The following is a 17208-nucleotide window of genomic DNA, read 5'->3' as shown; positions in this document are numbered from 1 at the left end:
CCTGCAAGGCTAGGCGCTCCTGAGCACCTTGCCCCCTCCCGCTGGTAGCGCCCTCTGCACCTCCTCGATGGTCACGGTCCGCGGCCCTTCCTGGCCCTCGAACTTCTTGAGCACCTTCTTTGCGGTCTCCGACCCCTTCTCGTTGTGCGGCCTTAGGACTACGTAGTGGGGGCACCTCAGTTTCACCGCCCCCTCGGGCCCTCCCATGACCCGCCCGTCTCCGTCCAGCCCCAAGGCGACTTCGACCAGGACCTTGGAGACGAAGTTCTTCTTCCCCTTGATCGCGAAGCTGCCTCTGGGGAGATACTCCCCGCTCGGCGCCGACGAGCTGACCTGGCCGGGCCCGACCCAGTAGGCGTCCGCGGACCCCAGCCCCGTCTTCCAGGCACTGCTGAAAGCGACCGTGGCCTGGGCGACCTCCTTGACTTCCTCGTCCGTCTGCGCCGCCCCGCCCTTCAGGATGAAGAAAGGGGACCCGAAAAGGTCGGCATGGAACACAGTGTCCTTCTCCTCCATGTGCCTGCCGAGTAGGTAGGCGTTGGTCTGCGCGTCCCTCCCGCCGACCGCCAGCTTCCCTCCGCTGGTAACGAACCACCTGAATCTCTCGTACCACTCACCCCTCGCCCTAGACAACTGCCTCGCAGCAGGCTTCCTGACAGGGGCCGCCCTGGCCGCTCTCTTCTGGAGCTTTGCCGCCGCTTCGAGGTCATTGGCGGACCTCGCTTCGAGCTCCTTCGCCCAGTCGTAGAGGGCGGACGAGGCGGCGGCAGGAGACGACGGAGGCTTCGCTGGCTTCAGACCGGCGCCTTCCAGGTGCCTTGCCGCTTCTTCTACCGCGGCTGACCTTGCAGCCACGGCGGCGGCCCTAGCCCTCGCAGCGTCGGCCAGCAGAGTATCTGATTCGTGCCTCAGTTTGGCGGCGGTTGCAAGGAGTTCCGCTCGCTTAGACTCCTCAGGTCCAGGCTCAAGGGTGGCCTCCGTCGCTTCCCTGAGGAGGAGGGAGTCGCAGAGCTCCGACATAGTGCCCGCCCGGGTCTTCACGCTCAGCCCCTGGGGAGGGAAGGCGTAGATTTCATCGCCGTCGGGGGTCGTGCAGACGCATGGCCTGGGCGAGTCGCGAGCCTCCAAGACCATCTCTGTCAGGACCGCCGCCATCTCTTCTTCTCTGCCTGCAAGCGAGGAGGAAGGCGCGCCTTCCTCGGCCCCCAGCCTCCGGAGCGCCTCGGCGACGTACTTTCTCGGAAGCGCCACGTGCCTCCCGATCGCCTTCCCCAGGGTAGGCTCTTTGGCGAGGATCTCCCTGGCCTCGACCGGGCCGACGCCAAGGGGGCTGACCCTCCCCTGTTTCGGCGGGGCGTAGTCGACCCCCTTCGCCACGACCCTCGACTTCGCCCGGACGTCGTGCTGTGCCAGAGTGACCTTCCCCTCGGAGTTGAGGACGACGATGTTGCCAGGCGGCATCATCTCGACCATCAGCCTCCGACTCTCCCTCCCCTGAAAGTCCAGCTCGAAGACCCTGTCCAGGCCGAGCTGAGAGGATCCCACGAACCTCGCCCTTTCGAGTTCCGACCTCAGCCTCGAGGTGAAACTGGAAGTCTCCGCGCGCTCGCTGACGTCGGAAGAGATCCAGACTCCCTTCTTCGGAGATGCGACGAGCCAGGTTTCCTCGCCTCCCGGCTTCCTGAGCCGGAAGACCTGCGACCCTCCTGCACTGTAGATGTTGTTCACATAGCACCCTATGAGCCTCTCCTGCAGCTCCTTGACCAAGACTGCCACTTCGATACCTGAGAGCTCAGCCACGTGCGGGTCCCTTCTGGGCCGTCGAGGCCAGCGCCGGTCTTAAGGTTGAGCTCCTCGCAGCTCTCTCCTCTGCGGGAAAGCGGGATGCGAGCCGGGAAACAGAGCGCTTCAGCCGACGACGCCTGCCTCAGGCTCCGCCTGACCGCTTAAGGGGACCGAACGTTTCTCATTTCGGGTCTGAAACATTATAAACGCAGTTACCGCGGAGCGGTCGAGTCTTTTCTTTGGTCAGCGCCAAGACGCCCAAGCTGGAGGGTCCAGCGACGAAAGCCAACCCTACGCCTGCCTTTGACAGGCTGTACTGGATGAGAATCGGGCTGGCGGCCGTCGGGGGTGTTCTGACCGAGTTCCTAGTCGGGACCGACTGGCTCACCGGTGTCAGCATCGGGATGGCCTTCTATCTGCTGTCCTACTACGCCGCCTGGTTCGGGTGGTACAGAGGCCTCCCGAAGGAGCAGCAGGGGAAGATCTACACCACCGGCATAGGAGGGTTCGTGATGGTGTTCCTGTTCACGTGGATGATATTCTTCACGCTGCAGAACGCTGGCTACTAGCGACTAACCTCGAATAGCTCACCAAGGCCTCGGCGTACCCCTGGTCGAAGTCGTCTGCCATCTGGCTCCCCGAAATCGTCCTCGCCGCCCTCTCCAGCCTGGGGCCGTCCCAGGTCTGCATGGTCCCTTCCTTCCCTTTTGATATGCTCGTCAGAATGCCCGAAGCCGCAAGGAGGCCCCCTCGCTCCTTCTCCGTCCTGACCTCCGGCATCAGCGCCTGTATCTTCCTCTTGGCGTCCTCCAGGTCAGACTTCGCGATCGACTCGAGTATGGACGCTATGTTCGCCTGCACGACCTTAGCCGTGAGCACGACCGTTGTGACGATATTTAACCTTCCTTAATCAGGTGATTTACATTGCTACACCTTGGTGTCCAACGCCTTTGACAAGACCTGGTCACCGGCAGGCACCGACCAGGGACTACACACCGTCTGCCCCATCGGATGCGGCCCCGCGCGGGCTCGCGCGGAGCGTAGTCAGATGACCCCTGCCGCCCCCATCTGAAGGACAGCCTGGCTCCCCGAGCCCAACGCCGTCGCCTTCACTGCCGTCCCCTGCCTCTCGAGCAGCACTGAGGCGTGGACCAGCTGTTCCACGGTCTTCCCCCCCACGCCGACGTCCTTCGTCGGGCCGAATGTGACCCTGTTAGTCAGTAGGTATGCCCTCTCGTTGAGATAGGCGTCCCTCGCCATCTCGCTGAGGTGGACGCCGAGGGACCCCTGCCTGCTCGGGAGGTTCGCCTTACCAGGGAGGTCCAAAGAGAAGTTGCGGGTGAGGGTGTCCACAATCACGAGCCTACAGCCGGCCGTGACGCTCCTCGATTGCATCCTGCGCACGGTTTCGACCTGCTCGGCGGCGGAGTCCGACCGCACGAAGATCACGCGCTGCAAAGCGCCGTCCGTCTGCCACCCGCGAGCACGGGCGATCTGCTCGAGCCTCTCAGGCCTGAAACCCCCTTCCGTGTCAACGTACAGGACGCCGTCCCCCTTCACTGCCGCCTCGAGTGCGGCCTGCATCGCAAGCTGCGACTTCCCGCTGTTGCTCCTCCCGAAGAACTCGGTCATCGTCCCCGTCCTGTATCCTCCGCCGAGCAGCTGGTCTAGCCCGGATGACCCCGAACTGAAGTATCTGGACGAAGCGGACCTCCTGATCGCGATGTCTGCCCCCTCTAAATGACCTGCCGTCGCTCTCCGCCCCGTCTCATCTCCTTTCCGCACCGATGTCCTTTTAACCGTGATTCGGAGCCCAAACTATCGCAGTGAGCCCTCAGCTACCCCCGCCTCCGCAGCAGACACGGCGGCCGCTCACCTACCTCCAGAAGGCGGTGAACAAGCAGGTCTCGGTCAGGCTCAAGAACGAGATCGAGTACAGAGGGAAGATGTCCAACGTCGACCCATACATGAACGTCATACTGGTCGACGCCGAGGAGTCGGAGAACGGCAACAAAGTGGCCAACTACGGCAAGGTTGTGATCAGGGGGAACAACGTCCTCTACGTCAGGATAGAAGACAGGCTGTAGAGGAACCTAGTCGGGGCTCTCCGCAGCGCCCACCACATAGTCGAACTCCTTCTCTGCTTCCGATTCGACACCATAAGCCCTCCTGAAGAACGTCCCCACCGCCTTCACGTCGTGCATCAGGAGCTCCTTGGCGTTCGGATGGGACGTCCCGACCGCCTGTGGCCAGTCGATGAGCCATACGGCGGCGCCGTCCGTCAATATGTTGTACTCGCTCAGGTCCGCGTTGACCAGCCCGGCGTCGAGGTAAGCCTTCCTCATGAGGCCCAGCGTCGTCTTCAGCATCTCCTCCGGGTCCTGCAGGTAGGGCCGCTGAGAGAGCCTCACCCCTGACACCTCCTCTAGGAGGACGGTGCTCCTGCTGTACGCCACGGCCCGGGGGAACGAGGAGGACAGGCCCTCGAGCTTCCGCAGCGCCTGATACTCTCTCCTGGCCGCGCCGTAGTTGGCAGTGATCCAGCTCCTGAACTCGGCTGCCTCCTTGACCCTCTTCTTCCTGACGCTCGTGAAGCTCACCCTGCCTATCTTGTAGAGCTTGAGGGCGTAGACGGTCCCCTCCTCAGTCAGCGCTTCGTAGACGTCCGACTCCTTCCCCTTGGCTATGACGGCCCCTAGAGCGAAGATGAGGTCTTTTTTCACGTAGTCTTTGAGGGCCATGACCTCCACCCCCTCCCTCGTCAGCGCGAACCCGCGGCCCTTCCGCATGGCCAGCCCTTTCTTCTCCAGGGCGTCTGTGGCGAACAGGACCCGCTCGAGGGGGAGGCGGCTCATGCGGGCGACCCTCCCGACGTCGGCGGTGCCGTACCCTGACGTGGAACGTTCCAACCCCGCGAGCGTCCTCCACTCCTCATCCTTGACCGACTTCAGGACTCTGGCCGCGTTCTCCGTGGTGGACAGCTTGATCTCCGGCTCGCGCCCCTCGCTCCCTCTAATCAAGCCTATCAGGAGGTCTCCGGAGCCGCCGCCATGGACCCGCCTGAGGATGCGCCGGTCACTTCAGGCCGCGCCGCACAGCGCGGTCATAGGCCGCCCAGTATGGGTCCGATCCTCCGGCCGCGGCCCTCTTTCGAGACCCTCTGAGCAGCAGCCCTCCGCTACGCTCGACAGTCCCTATCTCGGCGAGGTCTATCCTCGCTTTCGACATCGCCCTCTCGAGCTCCCGGACCTTCGAAGGAGAACAGGTGATGAGAAGCGCCCCTTCCCCCATGGTCCTGAGGGGGTCGATCCCGAACGCGCCGCAGACGGCCTCCGCCTCGGCCGCCACCGGAATCTCCTCAGCGTCAACCTTGAAGCCTCGGCCCGATGCCCAGGCCATCTCTTCGAGGGCGCCCAGGACGCCCCCCTCGGTCGCGTCGTGCATGGACGTCACCCCATGCCTCCCGATCCCGGCCCTCCTAGCAGACCTGGCGTCCTCGACGGTGGTACACTGGCGGGCGAGCCCGGCGGCGCGCCCCGCTGCTGCCGCTCCGACCCTCTCGGCAGTGAACGCCGGGAACGACAGGGCGAGGGATGCGGTCGCCTCTATGCCGGCGTGCTTGGTGACCAGTATCGCGTCGCCTTCCCGAGCCATGGACGGTGTCACGTAGGACCCCTCAGACGCGAAACCCAGCATCGACCCGGAACCTATCACAGTGTATCCTCCTCCGGGATAGCTCCCCGTATGGCCTGCGGCGACGGTGACCCCGAGCCTGCGGCACTCGTCTCCTACCGAGGCCACGTACAGCTCCCTGTCCGGCTCCGCCATCTCCCTGGGGAAGTTGTAGGAGAAGACCGAAAACTGGGGGTCGACCCCGGAAGCAGTGAAGTCGGAGGCGACGAGGTGGACGCTGAGCCAGGCCGAGAGCTCCATCCCGAAAGCCGGGACGGCTGATATCGGGTCGACCGTGACGACGAGCGCCCTTCCCCTCCCCGCCTCGATGACGGCGTTGTCGAGCCCCCTCCCGGGGCCGACCCTGAGCCTGCGCGTCGGCCTGCCGAGATGTCCGTAGACCGCGCGCTCCATGAAGCGCAGACCTTCCTTCCCTGGAGAATCCATCCGCGGGGGCGCGCCGGGCCGAGCCAATTAAACCACCGACGGCGCACCCGTTTTCCAGGCCATGGTACTATCCGAACCCCAGCCTCTTGAACGCGGGGGCAGCCGTCTTGATGACGTAGAGCACCACAGGCACGTAGACCACCTGGAACATGGTGGAAGGTATGTCGGGGAACGCCGCCCAGAACGAGGTGACGGCATCGGTCGGCGACCCGTACCCGAAGAGCCCGTAGGCGTAGAACGCCCAGTCGGAGAGGAAGAACCCAAGGGTCTCGTAGACCGTCGCCGCTACCATCGCGAGCGCGAGCGTCCTCGTCCCTTTCTTCCTCGCCCAGTAGACGAACAGTATCTCGGGGCCCGTCGCCCACACCATCCCGAACGGATAGACGGGGGACCCGCCGGCTTTGTAGGCGACGTTGAGCGCCTCCCCCAGGAAACCCCCCAACGCAGTGGCCGTGAACGACGTCGCGGGGTCGGTGAAGTAGGCGAGCGCCAGGAAGACGATGGGAGACCAGATGATCTCGAACACGGGGGGCGGGATCGGGACCGAGAAGAAAGTACCCATCGCCACCAGGGCGGTGAAGACCGCCACGACGGCGAGCTTGGTGCTCTCGCCGGGGGACCCATTCTCCTGCTTCCCTTCCGTGGCGCTCATGGCGGGGCGCGGACGGGGAAGGTTATAAATGGCCAAATAAGTCACTTATATGTTGCACCCTCCCGACGAGCTGATGTCCGAGGTCTTCCTCCCGTCAGTAAGGCAGCTGGTGGCCGCCCGGCTCCGTTCCCGGGGTTACTCCCAGAACAGGATAGGGTCCCTCCTGGGGACGACCCAGGCCTCGGTCAGCGTCTATCTCTCCTCAGACCAGGGGAGGGCCTACTCGCTCCTTTCCCGGCTCTCGGTCTCTAAGGCGGAAGCCGACAGGTACGCTGACCTCCTGGCCGAGGCGGCGGTCCTGAGCCCGGTCGACGGCGTCCGGGCGCTGGCGGACATATGGGACTCGCTTCTTGCGAGAGGGTGGGCATGCCCCGCCCACCGCGAGATGTACCCCGACCTCTCCGGGTGCGACGTGTGCCTCCGGGAGTACGGCGGGTCCAGGAGCTCCAGGGCGCAGGCCGTCGCGGAGGTCAAGGAGGCTGTGAAAATGCTAGAGGCGTCTCCCTGGTTCGTCGCCGTCATGCCAGAGGTCTCAGTGAACGTCGCCTGCGCCCCGGACGACGCGGAGAGCCCCTCCGACGTGGTAGCCGTCCCCGGGAGGATAGTGAGGGTCAGAGACCGGGCCAAGGGGATGCTCCCCCCCGAAGCCGGCGCGTCGGCCCACATGGCTAAGGTACTGCTGCTCGCCAGGGCAAGGCGGCCGGCCTTCCGCGCGTGCATCAACCTCCGTTACGACGGCGCCATGGCGGCGGTGATGAAGAAAGCCGGCCTGAAGGCGGTCGTCCTGGGGGGCGATCGCGCCGCGGGTCACGACGACCCCACGGTCGAGGCGCTGGCGAAGAAGCTGGGGTCGCGGCGAGGGGCGTTCGACGCGGTGGTCGACGAGGGCGGAGCCGGGATAGAGCCGAACGTCTACCTTTTCTCCGGGGGCGCTCGCGAGGTGGCGGAGCTGGCCATCAGGCTGGCGAAGGGATATTCAGCGGGCTAGGTGCCTGGCCTTCTCCTTCCGTCTTCCATGCTCCTCGGCCCTCCCCGCACAGGCCTTCACGAAGGCGACGTAGATCGGCTCGGGCTCCTCCGGTCTGCTCACATATTCGGGGTGATATTGGGTCCCCATGTAGAAGGGGTGCCCCTCGAGCTCCATTATCTCGGCGCGCCTGTGGTTGTCGCTGAACGCGGTGTACCTCATGCCGTTCTCCTCGAACCTCTTCAGGTAGTCCTGGTTGAGCTCGAACCTGTGCCTGTGCCGCTCCCTGATCTTCTCCTTGCCGTAGATGTCGAAGGCGCTGCTGGGCTTCTCGATGTGGACGTCGTGCCCACCCAGCCTCATCGTCCCCCCGAGGTCGGTGACCTTCCTCTGTTCGGGCAGAAGGTCGATGACGGGGTACGGAGTCCGCGGGTCCACCTCCGTGGTGTTGGCCCCCTTCAGCCCTAGGACATTTCGGGCGAAGGAGACGCTCGCCAGCTGGAACCCGTAGCAGAGCCCGAGGAACGGGACGCCGGCTACCCTCGCCCTGTCGGCGGCTGCGATCTTCCCCTCGATCCCTCTCCCCCCGAACCCCTGTGGGATGACCACGCCGTCGTAGGCGTCGATGAGGCCGAGCTTCGAGCCGTCCCTCTCAATCTCCTCCGACTCGATCCACGATATCCGCACGTCTACTCCGTTAGCCGCCCCGGCGTGTGCTAGGGCCTGGTTCACGCTGACGTAGCTGTCAGCCAGGTTGGCGTACTTCCCCACCATGGCTATCCTCACAGCGGAGCCGTGCTCCCCGAAGGCGTCGGCGACGGAGTTCCACCCGTGCATCACGGCCCTCCCTCGGAGGCCCAGCTGCCTCCGGATGGGCTTCAGCACGCCTCCCTTCTCCAAGAGCCGCGGCACCAGGTAGATCGAGCCCACATCCGGGTCTGAAACGACGCTCTCGGCGGGGACGCTGGTGAACAGGGCGATCTTCTCCTTCGCGTCCGCCGGGAGCGCACGGCTTCCGCGGATGACTATGATGTCAGGCTGGACCCCTATCCTCCTCATCTCCTGGACGCTGTGCTGCGTGGGCTTCGTCTTCATCTCCCCCACGACAGAGAGCTCGGGGGCCAGGCTCACGTGTAGGAAAAGGGTCTTCGCGGGCCCGTCCTCCATCCTCATCTGTCTGAACGCCTCCAGGAACGGGAGGCTTTCGATGTCCCCCACGGTACCTCCGCACTCTACGACGAGGACGTCCACCCTCTCCTTGGCCGCCAGCTCGCGTATCATCCTCTTGATCTCGTCTGTCACATGGGGGATGATCTGCACCGACTTGCCGAGGAACCTCCCCCTCCTCTCGTCGTCGATGACCTTCTTGTACACTTGCCCCGTCGTGATATTGTTGGCCCTGGTCATGTCCCTGTTGAGGAACCGCTCGTAGTTGCCGATGTCCATGTCAGTCTCCCCGCCGTCGTCGGTGACGAACACCTCCCCGTGGGTGTAGGGGTTCATGGTCCCCGCGTCGAAGTTGAGATACGGGTCTATCTTGAGGCAGGACACGCGGATGCCGGAGAGCTGGAGGAGCTTCGCCACCGAGGACGTGATTATCCCCTTCCCAAGGCCTGACATGACCCCTCCGGTCACAAAGAGATACTTCGGCATATACCGACGGCTCGGATTCGATAGTTAAGGGTTACGAGCGATTCTGTCATTGGACCTGCTGTGTGATCACAGCCAGGTCGGAAACATCCACCAGCAACCGGCTCACCCTCTCGAGGGTCGCGAGGACCGCGGCTGCGTCGGCCCCGTCGGTTCCCCAGACCTTGGCCGCCGCCGCGAGCTGTGTGGTGACTTCCCTGGAAAGAGCGTCCATCTTCCTGTTGACGGTTCTGGGCTTCCCTGCCCGCCTCGACAGGAACCCCTGGGTGGCAAGCCCGTTCATCTCCCTCAGCTTCCTGATGCATGAGACGTACTCCCTGGCGGCCTGCCTTGGCACCCTCCTCTCCCTGAGCTTCAGCGAGAGCTCGCTCACCGCGTCCCCGGCGCTCTCAAGGAAGCTGGCCAGGACCCGGTAGTCCAGCAGGTCCACGGGAGTCAGCCCGTACCTCTCGGCGACCTCCGGTCTGACCACCGCCGCCCGGGTCGCCCTCACCAGGAGGAAGTAGAGCCTGTCGACCTCGTCGTCCCTTTCGTTCACCTGCCCGAGGAGCTTGGCGTCCCCCTTCCAGAGCGCTTCGGCTGCGTCGGCCAGCATCCCGTCAAGCAGCCCCGACATCCTCCTGACGATGTTGTCCGGGGTGATGACCGTAGGCTCGAGGAGGAACTGCAGCGTGATGCTCCTGGGCTCCTCGTCGAGGATCTCCAGCCCGACCAGCCTCTTCATCGTGTCTCTTATGACCTGCCTGTCCTCTCTCGATATCGCCCTGTCGCCGGCTACCTTGATCAGGTCGAACCCGAGCAGGTAGGCCCCGGTCACGTCGTTGGCGACCCGGTCGATGTCTCCCCCCGCATATTCGATGACCACCTGCTTCTGCTCCTCCTCCCGCCCCCCGTAGGGCTTCACCATCAGCTTCCGTGGCGATATCTCCTCCACAGAGATGTCGTCCCCCTTCCTTATCCCGTTCTTCTTCACCCACTCCTTCGGGAGCGAGACGAGGATGGTGCTCTCTCCCATCTCGATCGCTTTCCTGGCCGGCACGAGCGTGCGGGACCTCTCGCTCTCTATAACCCTTCTAGAGGTGAGCGGGCGGGGCCTAAGGGACGGGCCCGCTAACGGGGCTGGGGGCGGCCGGCTTGTTCACCTGTTTGTTGACCGCGTCGGCCAGGTAGTGGCCTCGGAGCGTCACCTTCGCGTCAGTCACCCCCGGAACCGAGAGGAGTCCCGCCTTTATGTCGGCGGCTATCTGGAGCGCGAACATCGGAGGGCAGAAGGGGGCGGTCAGGTGGAACTCGAGGTCCACGGATGTCCCCGAGACAGAGAGCTTGTCTATCAGCTTGAGATCTGTGATCGGCTTGCCGAGTTCAGGGTCCATGATCTTGGACATGGCCTGGTCTATGGCTGACTGTTCGACCTGGGACAAGCCTTTCCCAAGGCTCTCAACTTCTTATTTATCCGTTTCAGCACCTGAGGCGTCGCGACGATGTCAGGGATAGCCTCTTTCTTCGCTTTCGACACCGCGCTTTTCCTGGAGGCGTTCGTGCTCCTGTTCGCGGTCGTGGACGCCGTCGGGACCGTCCCCATCTTCATCGGGCTGACGGAGGGGTACTCAGGGTCGAGGAGGAAGATTGTGAAGCAGGCGGTGGTCATCTCCACGGTGATCCTGGCGCTGTTTGCTCTTTTCGGATGGCTCATCTTCGACATCTTCGGGATCAACATAAACGACTTCCGGGTGGCCGGAGGGATCATCCTCTTCGCCGTCGCGGTGGACCACCTGAAGGGGGACGGGGACCGCTCAAGGGGGCTGGAGCCTTCGGACATCGCTGCCTTCCCTCTGGCGACCCCACTGCTTGCCGGCCCCGGCGCCATCTCCACGGTGGTCATAATCTCCGCGCCCCCATACAGCCCCTTGGTCGCCCTGCTGGTGGTGGCCGCCAACGCTGCCCTCAGCTACGCCGTGCTTTCGAGCTCGGACTGGGTGAGGAAGTTTCTCGGCCAGAACGGGACCGTGGCCCTGTCGCGGATAACAGCCCTCCTGATCGCCGCCCTGGCGGTCTCTTTCGTGTCGGTAGGGCTGAAGGGCCTCTTCCCCGGCTTGTAGGTGGTGCAGGTGCCCCGCGCGGCGAGGGTGAAGATACGCGGGATAGTCCACGGGGTGTCGTTCCGCGCGAACATGGCCAGGATGGCGACGGACCTGGGGGTCCGCGGTTGGGTGAAGAACCTCCCGGACGGCTCCGTGGAGGCGTTTCTGGAAGGAGACGACAGGAACGTCAGGCGCGTCATCGACTGGGCGAGGGTCGGCCCACCACGGGCAAGGGTCGACGGCGTGGACACGCAGGACGCGGCTATCAGGAACTACAGGGACTTCCGCATCCGCTGAAGCGAGCGGTCAGCTCTTCTGGTATGCCTTCCACCTCTCTTCGAGGTGCGGGTCGGACAGCGCGGAGACGACGTAGTCTCCGAACTGGGACGCTTTCGCTCCGTCGGAGCGGCCGGTTATCTTCAGCTTCTGCTCGTAGACCCCGCAGACGTCGAGCGCCATGGAGAGCCTCCTGCTCTTCTCCAGCATCCCCACGTGCTCGAGCAGCATCACCCCGGCCCTCATCAGGCTCAGGGGGTCGGCGTACTCTTCTCTTCCTTCTGCCACCATCCTCGGGGCAGACCCGTGTATCGCTTCGAACATGCCGAACCTCGCGCCGATGTTCGCGCTCCCCGCCGTCCCCACCCCGCCCTGAAGCTCGGCCGCCTCGTCGGTGACGATGTCGCCGTACAGGTTCGGAAGCACCACCACCTCGAACTCCCTCCGCCTCTTCTCGTCGATCAGCTTCGCGGTGAAGACGTCTACGTACCACCCGTCCCAGCTGATCTCTGGGAAATCCTTGGCCACCCTCTTCGCGGTCTCCAAGAAGAGTCCGTCGGTTGTCTTTATGACGTTGGCTTTGGTGACGACCGTCACCTTCCTCCTCCCGGTCTTCCTGGCGTGCTCGAAGGCCAGTCGGATGATCCTCTGGCTCCCGGGGCGTGTGATGACCTTGAAGTCCACCGCCAGGTCCGGAGTGACCATGACCCCTTTGCTTCCAAGGACGTATTCTCCTTCGGTGTTCTCCCTGAAAAAGACCCAGTCTATCCCCTGGGACGGGACCTTTACGGGCCTCACGTTGGCGAAGAGGTCGAACGCCTTCCTGATGGCAATGTTGGCGCTCTCGAGGTTGGGGAGGCCGCTCCCCTCATCAGGGGTGGTGGTCGGCCCCTTCAGCAGGACATGGCACTTTTTGATCTCCTCGAGGACCTCGTCCGGGACAGCCTTCGACTGCTTCGCCCTATTCTCGATGGTCAGTCCCTGGATCTCGCGTATCTCCACCCTCCCCGATTTCAGCTCAGCCGAAAGGAGGACCTCGAGGGTCTTCTTCGCCTCCTTCGCTATCGTTGGCCCGATGCCGTCGCCTCCGATCACCCCTATGACGAGCCTGTCCAGGGTGGCGTAGTCCAGCCACTCCGTGGGCTTGCCTATCCTCTCCGCCCGCTCTGCCTGCTCTTTCAGGAGCCCCCGGAACCGGTCTACGGCCGCTTCGAAAGGCAGGTCTCGCTCAGGCACGGCAGCTCCGCCCTGCTGCAACTCCATTAAAGCCTGCTCCCGAAGCCAGCTCAGGGACCTTGGCCGCGGTGCTGCCTCCGCCAGAGGGCCCGGAGGACAGGGATGGACACCAGGGACCCCACCGCGGTGAAGAAAGTCCTTTCGACCGGGTACAGGGAGAAGAACAGCGGGACGATGTTCCGCCAGTCCTGCTCGGACAACGTCCTGAAGATCCTGACCGAGAGTTCTTGGCCTACCAGGGTCCCGGCCAGCTGGCCGCAGAGGAGGGCGCCGAACGTCACGCCTACCACGAACGCCGGGTTGAGCCTCGAGATCCTCCCCCTCCCTTCAAGAAGTAGGACACCTGCCAGAGGGACCAGTGACGCCATGTGGAGCCAGGTGAAGGGAACGCCGTCGACGAAGAGGCGCGAGATGGGGTCCGCCCAGTAGAGGGCTATGACGGCGACCGGGAGGGCGAGGGCCGCCTTCCTCCTCCCGGTGTAGGCTAGTCCTGCGACCGCGACCGTTGCTAGGTCGGCGACGATGATGGAAATCCCCGTGGGGAAGACGATTATCCCCGCGTATACGTCGAGGATGTCCCCCACCAGCACAGCGAACCCCCCCACAAAGGGCCCGAAGACCATCCCCGCCAGGGGAGTGGTGAAGTTGCTGGCCGTGAGGAAGTTCCCTGAGCCGAGGATCAGCCTGGAGACGGGGATGGCGCCCAACACCGCGTAGAGGGCGGCGAATACGGACGCAGAAGCCACCAAAGCGCTCCTGCGCTTGACGCTCAGCAAACAGCGGGGCTCGTGGGGGTGCGGTCTTAACACTTTCACGGCCGTCCCTCTCAAGGCGCACCTCCTCTGCCAAGGTTTTTAGCGGAAACCCAGGAGACTCAGAACTATGTCCGCCCCGGACTCCGACGTGAAGAAGGCCGCCGAGCTCAAGCTCTGGCTGGAGGGGAGGATAGCGCACCTGCGGGAAGAGATCGACAGGCTCAACGAGACCCTGGAGTACGTCGACGCCACCCTGAGGGCATCGACCTTCAGGCCCGCCATCGAGATGCTCGCGGAGTCGAAGGAAGCCCCTGAAGTCAGGACCCTCAAGCGAGACAAGGGAGGAGACGTGATAGCGACCGCTTCGATCACCTCGGATGCCGTGTCGGTGGAGCCCTCCGGGGTCGTCTTGAAGAGCGCGACCCCTCCCTTCAAGTCGTTCCTGCTGGGGAAGATTCTGCAGGGGATGAAGGCCAAGGACGACGAGCTCGTGAAGGGCGGCAAGCTCCCCAAGGGGTCGGAGCTGCGCTTCGACGTCGAAGAGTCCAACGGCTCCATCGGGAAGCTAATCATCGAGAACTACAGGGAAAACGCGCGCCTCAACGAAATCCTCAGCACGGTGGCCTGGACCTTCTCCAGGATGCTCGAGAAGTAGACCTCCGTCACGGCGGCAGCGTCTCTGCCTGCGTCCGACGATGGCGCAGTGGGGAGTGAGGAGCCCAGCGCTATGGTCCCTTTACCTGGGCCAGGGTCGGGGGGACCGGGTCAGGGCTTTCGAGATACAGCCTCGCCGCCCTGTTGGCGAACTCTAGGCGCTTACCCTCTTCCATCCCGTCAAGCCGTCCGAATATCGAAGCCGCGTCCCACACGTCCCCTGCGCCCGTCAGCCGCTTCGTCCGGATTACCTTCGTCCTCCTGGCCGTGACGCGGGTCCCTTCGCTCGTGAAGGACGAGTCCACGCAGTGCACGTCCAGCACGACCCCCAGCTTCCTGGCAAGCCGCATGCAAGCCTCGGCCCTGTCAGGCTCGTATATCCCCGAAGCGGCTGCCGCCGCCCTCGCCTCGTACTCGTTCATGCTGACCCAGTCTGCCAGCCGTCGCCGCCTCATCGACGCTAGCAGCGCTGCGAACCTCTCAGGCTGGTCGCGGAAGTCCGCGAGGTCCACGAAGATGGTCTTCTCTGTCCCCAGCCGCCTTCTGAGGGCCGAAAGAAGCTCCGTCCCCCTTCTGTTGGCCGCCCAGTTGACGGAGCAGACCACCCGGGAGCCAGCCAGCCCTCTCCAGTCAGACTCGTCCAGGAGGGAAGGACCGAAGTCCGAAGCCCCTCTCCCGTCTCCAAGCATCACGTTGACGTCTTCCTCGATGGCCACGGTGAGCCCCGCGGGGAGCGGCTTCACCTTGACCACCGCCTTCAGCCCCTGGAAGCTCTTCCTCAGGAGGTGCTCGTGGACCTTTTCGCAGTGGGTTATCAGCAGGGTCCTGAGCCCCAGCCTGCAGAGGGCGTGGGCCAAGTTGACTGCGTTCCCGCCCCTCACTTCCTCCTGCACGACTCCATGGATGCCTCCGCCCCCCTCTGCCGCCTTGCGTGTGACCTCGCCCATGAGGCCGTCTATCCCCTTCACGTGGACAAGCCTGTCGACGAAGTAGTCGTGCATCACCGCTACGTCGAACTTGGGCGGCATCTTACTTCAGGATCTTGATGCTCCTGACGACCTTCAGCGAGTGGAGCTCTTCCATCGCCTGACCGGTGAGCTCACCCTCCACCACGAGCGTCATCGTCGCGTCCGGGACCATCTCGGGGTCCTCGGCGACCGCCTGCCTCACCACCATCCCGTGCCGTGAAAGGATCTCCGCGACCGCGGCCATGATCCCTGCGGACTTCGGGTCGGCCTGGACCACGATGCCGGTGTAGCCGAGCTCCCTTACCAGGTCGACCAGGCTGGTCCCCAGGGGCTTTGTCTTCGAAAAGAGGGAGTACAGGTACCCGTTCCTCCGGATCTGCTCTACGGTCTGCTTCACCACGCGCCTGTCCACGTCAACGGCCCGAGCGACCGCGGAGTAGTCCACCTCGACGTCGTCGACATAGATCTTCTCGTCATCGGACACCCTCATCCCGCACGCGATCATCTTCTTGACGACGTCTGGCCGCACGACCTGCCTCTCGAACTGCTTCCTTACGTTGGCCCACACGAAATCATGTCCGGAAGTGTGCGCTATTGAGCGTTTCCGGCCCTGCGTAAGCAGGATTCGGATGTACAGATGTGCGCAGGAGTTGATTTAATCTCCGGAGGGGCGGCCTCGTCCATGAGCAGAACCCAGCTTAAGGCGGTCCTCTCCGAGGACAAGCTTCCCGCGAACTACTATAACATACAGCACGACCTCCCGGAGCCGCTCCCACCTCCCCTGGACCCTGGGACCCTGAAGCCGATGGCCCCCGAGCCTCTCCTGCGGCTCTTCGCGAAGGAGTGCGTCATGCAGGAGGTCTCCACCGAGGAGTACATCCCCATCCCCGAAGAGGTCCGCGAGGCGTACCTCAGGCTGGGCAGACCGACCCCCCTGCAGCGCGCGACCCGACTCGAGGCGCGGCTCGGGACGCCTGCCAAGATATTCTACAAGAGAGAGGACCTCAACCCGGCCGGGAGCCACAAACCCAACACGGCGATAGCCCAGGCGTACTACCACCGCAAGGAGGGGACGGAGCGGCTCGCGACAGAGACCGGCGCCGGCCAGTGGGGGACCGCCCTGGCCCTCGCGACGGCCCTCTTCGACATCGACCTGACGGTGTACATGACCAGGAGCAGCTACAACCAGAAGCCCTACAGGAGGACCCTGATGGAGGTGTACGGGGCCGAGGTCCACTCGTCCCCCAGCGCGAGGACGGACGCAGGGAGGAAGTTCCTGGAGAAGGACCCCGACCACCCGGGGAGCCTGGGGATAGCCATCAGTGAGGCCGTCGAGGACTGCGTCACGCACGACAACACGAAGTACGCCCTTGGGAGCGTCCTGAACCATGTCCTGACGCACCAGTCCGTGATCGGGCAGGAGGCGAAGCTGCAGATGGAGGAGTTCGACGCCGACCCAGACTACATAGTCGGATGCATCGGCGGGGGGAGCAACTACGCAGGGCTCGCGTACCCGTTCATGCGGGACAAGCTGCGAGGGAAGAGCAGGGCCGAGTTCGTCGCGTCAGAGCCCAAGGCCGTACCGTCCACGACCCGGGGGTCCTACAGGTATGACTTCGCCGACGCCGGGGAGACCACTCCGCTCATCAAGATGCACACCGTCGGCCACTCCTACCAGTGCCCTCCGATACACGCCGGAGGGCTCAGATACCACGGAAAGGCCCCGTCCATGTGCATGCTGATAGACAAGGGGTTCATGAGAAGCGTGGCTTACAGCCAGAACGAGGTCATGGACGCGGGACTGCTCTTCGCCCAGACGGAGGGAATAGTCCCGGCCCCGGAGTCGAACCACGCCGTGAAGGCGGCCATCGACATCGCGCTGGAGTGCAAGAGGAAGAACCAGCCGAAGACGATACTGTTCAACCTGAGCGGGCACGGGCTCCTCGACCTGAAGGCCTACGAGGACAAGCTGGCCGACAGGCTGGTCGACTACGAGCCCGCGGCCGCCGACCTCGGCAGGGCCTTGGAAGCACTCCCGGCTGTCGGGTAGCCGCCCGGCGCGGCT

The 17208-nt window shown here is 64.2% G+C and carries 20 protein-coding genes; 7 read left to right on the top strand and 13 right to left on the bottom strand.

From position 1 onward, the window contains the following. Nucleotides 1-9: 9 nt before the first annotated feature. Complete coding sequence (locus JRN21_06230) at nt 10-1800, bottom strand: NFACT family protein (protein ID MDG6988908.1); 1791 nt, start codon at nt 1798-1800, stop codon at nt 10-12. A gap of 224 nt (nt 1801-2024) precedes the next feature. On the opposite strand from JRN21_06230, the gene JRN21_06225 reads away from it, so the two are divergent. Further along, on the top strand, nt 2025-2354 hold the full coding sequence (locus tag JRN21_06225; GenBank protein ID MDG6988907.1) for a hypothetical protein: 330 nt from the start codon (nt 2025-2027) through the stop codon (nt 2352-2354). Here the strand turns inward: JRN21_06225 and JRN21_06220 are convergent. Continuing rightward, entirely contained in the window at nt 2329-2664 is a 336-nt protein-coding gene (locus JRN21_06220) for a hypothetical protein (protein MDG6988906.1), read from the bottom strand. The two genes, JRN21_06225 and JRN21_06220, sit on opposite strands and share 26 nt — an antisense overlap. A 165-nt stretch (nt 2665-2829) precedes the next feature. Then, nucleotides 2830-3570: an AAA family ATPase gene (locus JRN21_06215; protein ID MDG6988905.1), complete on the bottom strand. Its 741-nt coding sequence runs from the start codon at nt 3568-3570 to the stop codon at nt 2830-2832. A 41-nt stretch (nt 3571-3611) separates the two neighbouring features. On the opposite strand from JRN21_06215, the gene JRN21_06210 reads away from it, so the two are divergent. Continuing rightward, on the top strand, nt 3612-3872 hold the full coding sequence (locus JRN21_06210) for a ribonucleoprotein (protein ID MDG6988904.1): 261 nt from the start codon (nt 3612-3614) through the stop codon (nt 3870-3872). Between the two features lie 6 nt (nt 3873-3878). Here the strand turns inward: JRN21_06210 and JRN21_06205 are convergent, their stop codons facing one another. The 3 genes from JRN21_06205 to JRN21_06195 all read right to left on the bottom strand — a co-directional run bounded on the left by JRN21_06205 (nt 3879) and on the right by JRN21_06195 (nt 6556). Then, nucleotides 3879-4805, bottom strand: coding sequence for a hypothetical protein (locus tag JRN21_06205; GenBank protein ID MDG6988903.1), 927 nt, complete (start codon nt 4803-4805; stop codon nt 3879-3881). Nucleotides 4806-4860: 55 nt separating this feature from the next. Further along, nucleotides 4861-5904, bottom strand: coding sequence for a hypothetical protein (locus JRN21_06200; GenBank protein MDG6988902.1), 1044 nt, complete (start codon nt 5902-5904; stop codon nt 4861-4863). 67 nt (nt 5905-5971) lie between these two features. After that, nucleotides 5972-6556 (bottom strand): hypothetical protein, encoded by a 585-nt coding sequence (locus JRN21_06195; protein ID MDG6988901.1) that lies wholly within the window; start codon nt 6554-6556, stop codon nt 5972-5974. Nucleotides 6557-6608: 52 nt separating this feature from the next. Between JRN21_06195 and JRN21_06190 the strand changes: the two genes are divergently transcribed. Further along, nucleotides 6609-7544: a hypothetical protein gene (locus tag JRN21_06190; protein ID MDG6988900.1), complete on the top strand. Its 936-nt coding sequence runs from the start codon at nt 6609-6611 to the stop codon at nt 7542-7544. Here the strand turns inward: JRN21_06190 and JRN21_06185 are convergent. The 3 genes from JRN21_06185 to JRN21_06175 are packed head-to-tail and all read right to left on the bottom strand — an operon-like array spanning nt 7533 to nt 10594. Continuing rightward, nucleotides 7533-9176, bottom strand: a complete 1644-nt coding sequence (locus tag JRN21_06185; GenBank protein ID MDG6988899.1) for a CTP synthase — start codon at nt 9174-9176, stop codon at nt 7533-7535. The two genes, JRN21_06190 and JRN21_06185, sit on opposite strands and share 12 nt — an antisense overlap. A gap of 46 nt (nt 9177-9222) precedes the next feature. Beyond that, entirely contained in the window at nt 9223-10212 is a 990-nt protein-coding gene (locus JRN21_06180; GenBank protein MDG6988898.1) for a phosphate uptake regulator PhoU, read from the bottom strand. 55 nt (nt 10213-10267) lie between these two features. Next, a complete protein-coding gene (locus JRN21_06175; GenBank protein ID MDG6988897.1) occupies nt 10268-10594 on the bottom strand; it encodes an iron-sulfur cluster assembly protein in 327 nt (108 codons plus the stop codon). 60 nt (nt 10595-10654) lie between these two features. Here JRN21_06175 and JRN21_06170 point away from each other — a divergent pair, with 60 nt between their 5' ends. Both JRN21_06170 and JRN21_06165 read left to right on the top strand, forming a co-directional pair. Beyond that, a complete protein-coding gene (locus JRN21_06170; protein MDG6988896.1) occupies nt 10655-11272 on the top strand; it encodes a MarC family protein in 618 nt (205 codons plus the stop codon). Between the two features lie 3 nt (nt 11273-11275). Further along, on the top strand, nt 11276-11551 hold the full coding sequence (locus JRN21_06165) for an acylphosphatase (protein MDG6988895.1): 276 nt from the start codon (nt 11276-11278) through the stop codon (nt 11549-11551). Between the two features lie 9 nt (nt 11552-11560). Here the strand turns inward: JRN21_06165 and JRN21_06160 are convergent, their stop codons facing one another. Further along, nucleotides 11561-12793 carry an isocitrate/isopropylmalate dehydrogenase family protein gene (locus JRN21_06160; GenBank protein MDG6988894.1) on the bottom strand — a complete coding sequence of 411 codons (1233 nt, stop codon included), beginning with the start codon at nt 12791-12793 and terminating at the stop codon, nt 11561-11563. A gap of 23 nt (nt 12794-12816) precedes the next feature. Further along, complete coding sequence (locus tag JRN21_06155) at nt 12817-13542, bottom strand: hypothetical protein (GenBank protein ID MDG6988893.1); 726 nt, start codon at nt 13540-13542, stop codon at nt 12817-12819. 106 nt (nt 13543-13648) lie between these two features. Here JRN21_06155 and JRN21_06150 point away from each other — a divergent pair, with 106 nt between their 5' ends. Continuing rightward, nucleotides 13649-14176: a hypothetical protein gene (locus tag JRN21_06150; protein ID MDG6988892.1), complete on the top strand. Its 528-nt coding sequence runs from the start codon at nt 13649-13651 to the stop codon at nt 14174-14176. 70 nt (nt 14177-14246) lie between these two features. Here the strand turns inward: JRN21_06150 and JRN21_06145 are convergent, their stop codons facing one another. Together JRN21_06145 and JRN21_06140 are read right to left on the bottom strand one after the other, a co-directional pair. After that, nucleotides 14247-15203, bottom strand: a complete 957-nt coding sequence (locus tag JRN21_06145; GenBank protein ID MDG6988891.1) for a carbohydrate kinase family protein — start codon at nt 15201-15203, stop codon at nt 14247-14249. Nucleotide 15204: 1 nt separating this feature from the next. After that, nucleotides 15205-15711, bottom strand: coding sequence for a hypothetical protein (locus JRN21_06140; GenBank protein ID MDG6988890.1), 507 nt, complete (start codon nt 15709-15711; stop codon nt 15205-15207). A gap of 114 nt (nt 15712-15825) precedes the next feature. Here JRN21_06140 and JRN21_06135 point away from each other — a divergent pair, with 114 nt between their 5' ends. Next, a complete protein-coding gene (locus tag JRN21_06135) occupies nt 15826-17193 on the top strand; it encodes a TrpB-like pyridoxal phosphate-dependent enzyme (protein MDG6988889.1) in 1368 nt (455 codons plus the stop codon). Nucleotides 17194-17208 lie beyond the last annotated feature (15 nt).

This window comes from Nitrososphaerota archaeon (assembly GCA_029785825.1).
GTDB lineage: Archaea > Thermoproteota > Nitrososphaeria > Nitrososphaerales > Gagatemarchaeaceae > UBA183.
Note: the sequence above shows the minus strand (reverse complement) of the source record. Positions and strands in the feature narration are given on the sequence as shown.

Bases quoted from the DNA above. Each gene is read 5' to 3' on its own strand.
- JRN21_06200 (MDG6988902.1), bottom strand. From the start codon at position 5,904: ATGGATTCTCCAGGGAAGGAAGGTCTGCGCTTCATGGAGCGCGCGGTC.
- JRN21_06195 (MDG6988901.1), bottom strand. From the start codon at position 6,556: ATGAGCGCCACGGAAGGGAAGCAGGAGAATGGGTCCCCCGGCGAGAGC.
- JRN21_06185 (MDG6988899.1), bottom strand. From the start codon at position 9,176: ATGCCGAAGTATCTCTTTGTGACCGGAGGGGTCATGTCAGGCCTTGGG.
- JRN21_06170 (MDG6988896.1), top strand. From the start codon at position 10,655: ATGTCAGGGATAGCCTCTTTCTTCGCTTTCGACACCGCGCTTTTCCTG.
- JRN21_06160 (MDG6988894.1), bottom strand. From the start codon at position 12,793: ATGGAGTTGCAGCAGGGCGGAGCTGCCGTGCCTGAGCGAGACCTGCCT.
- JRN21_06150 (MDG6988892.1), top strand. From the start codon at position 13,649: ATGTCCGCCCCGGACTCCGACGTGAAGAAGGCCGCCGAGCTCAAGCTC.
- JRN21_06145 (MDG6988891.1), bottom strand. From the start codon at position 15,203: ATGCCGCCCAAGTTCGACGTAGCGGTGATGCACGACTACTTCGTCGAC.
- JRN21_06135 (MDG6988889.1), top strand. From the start codon at position 15,826: ATGAGCAGAACCCAGCTTAAGGCGGTCCTCTCCGAGGACAAGCTTCCC.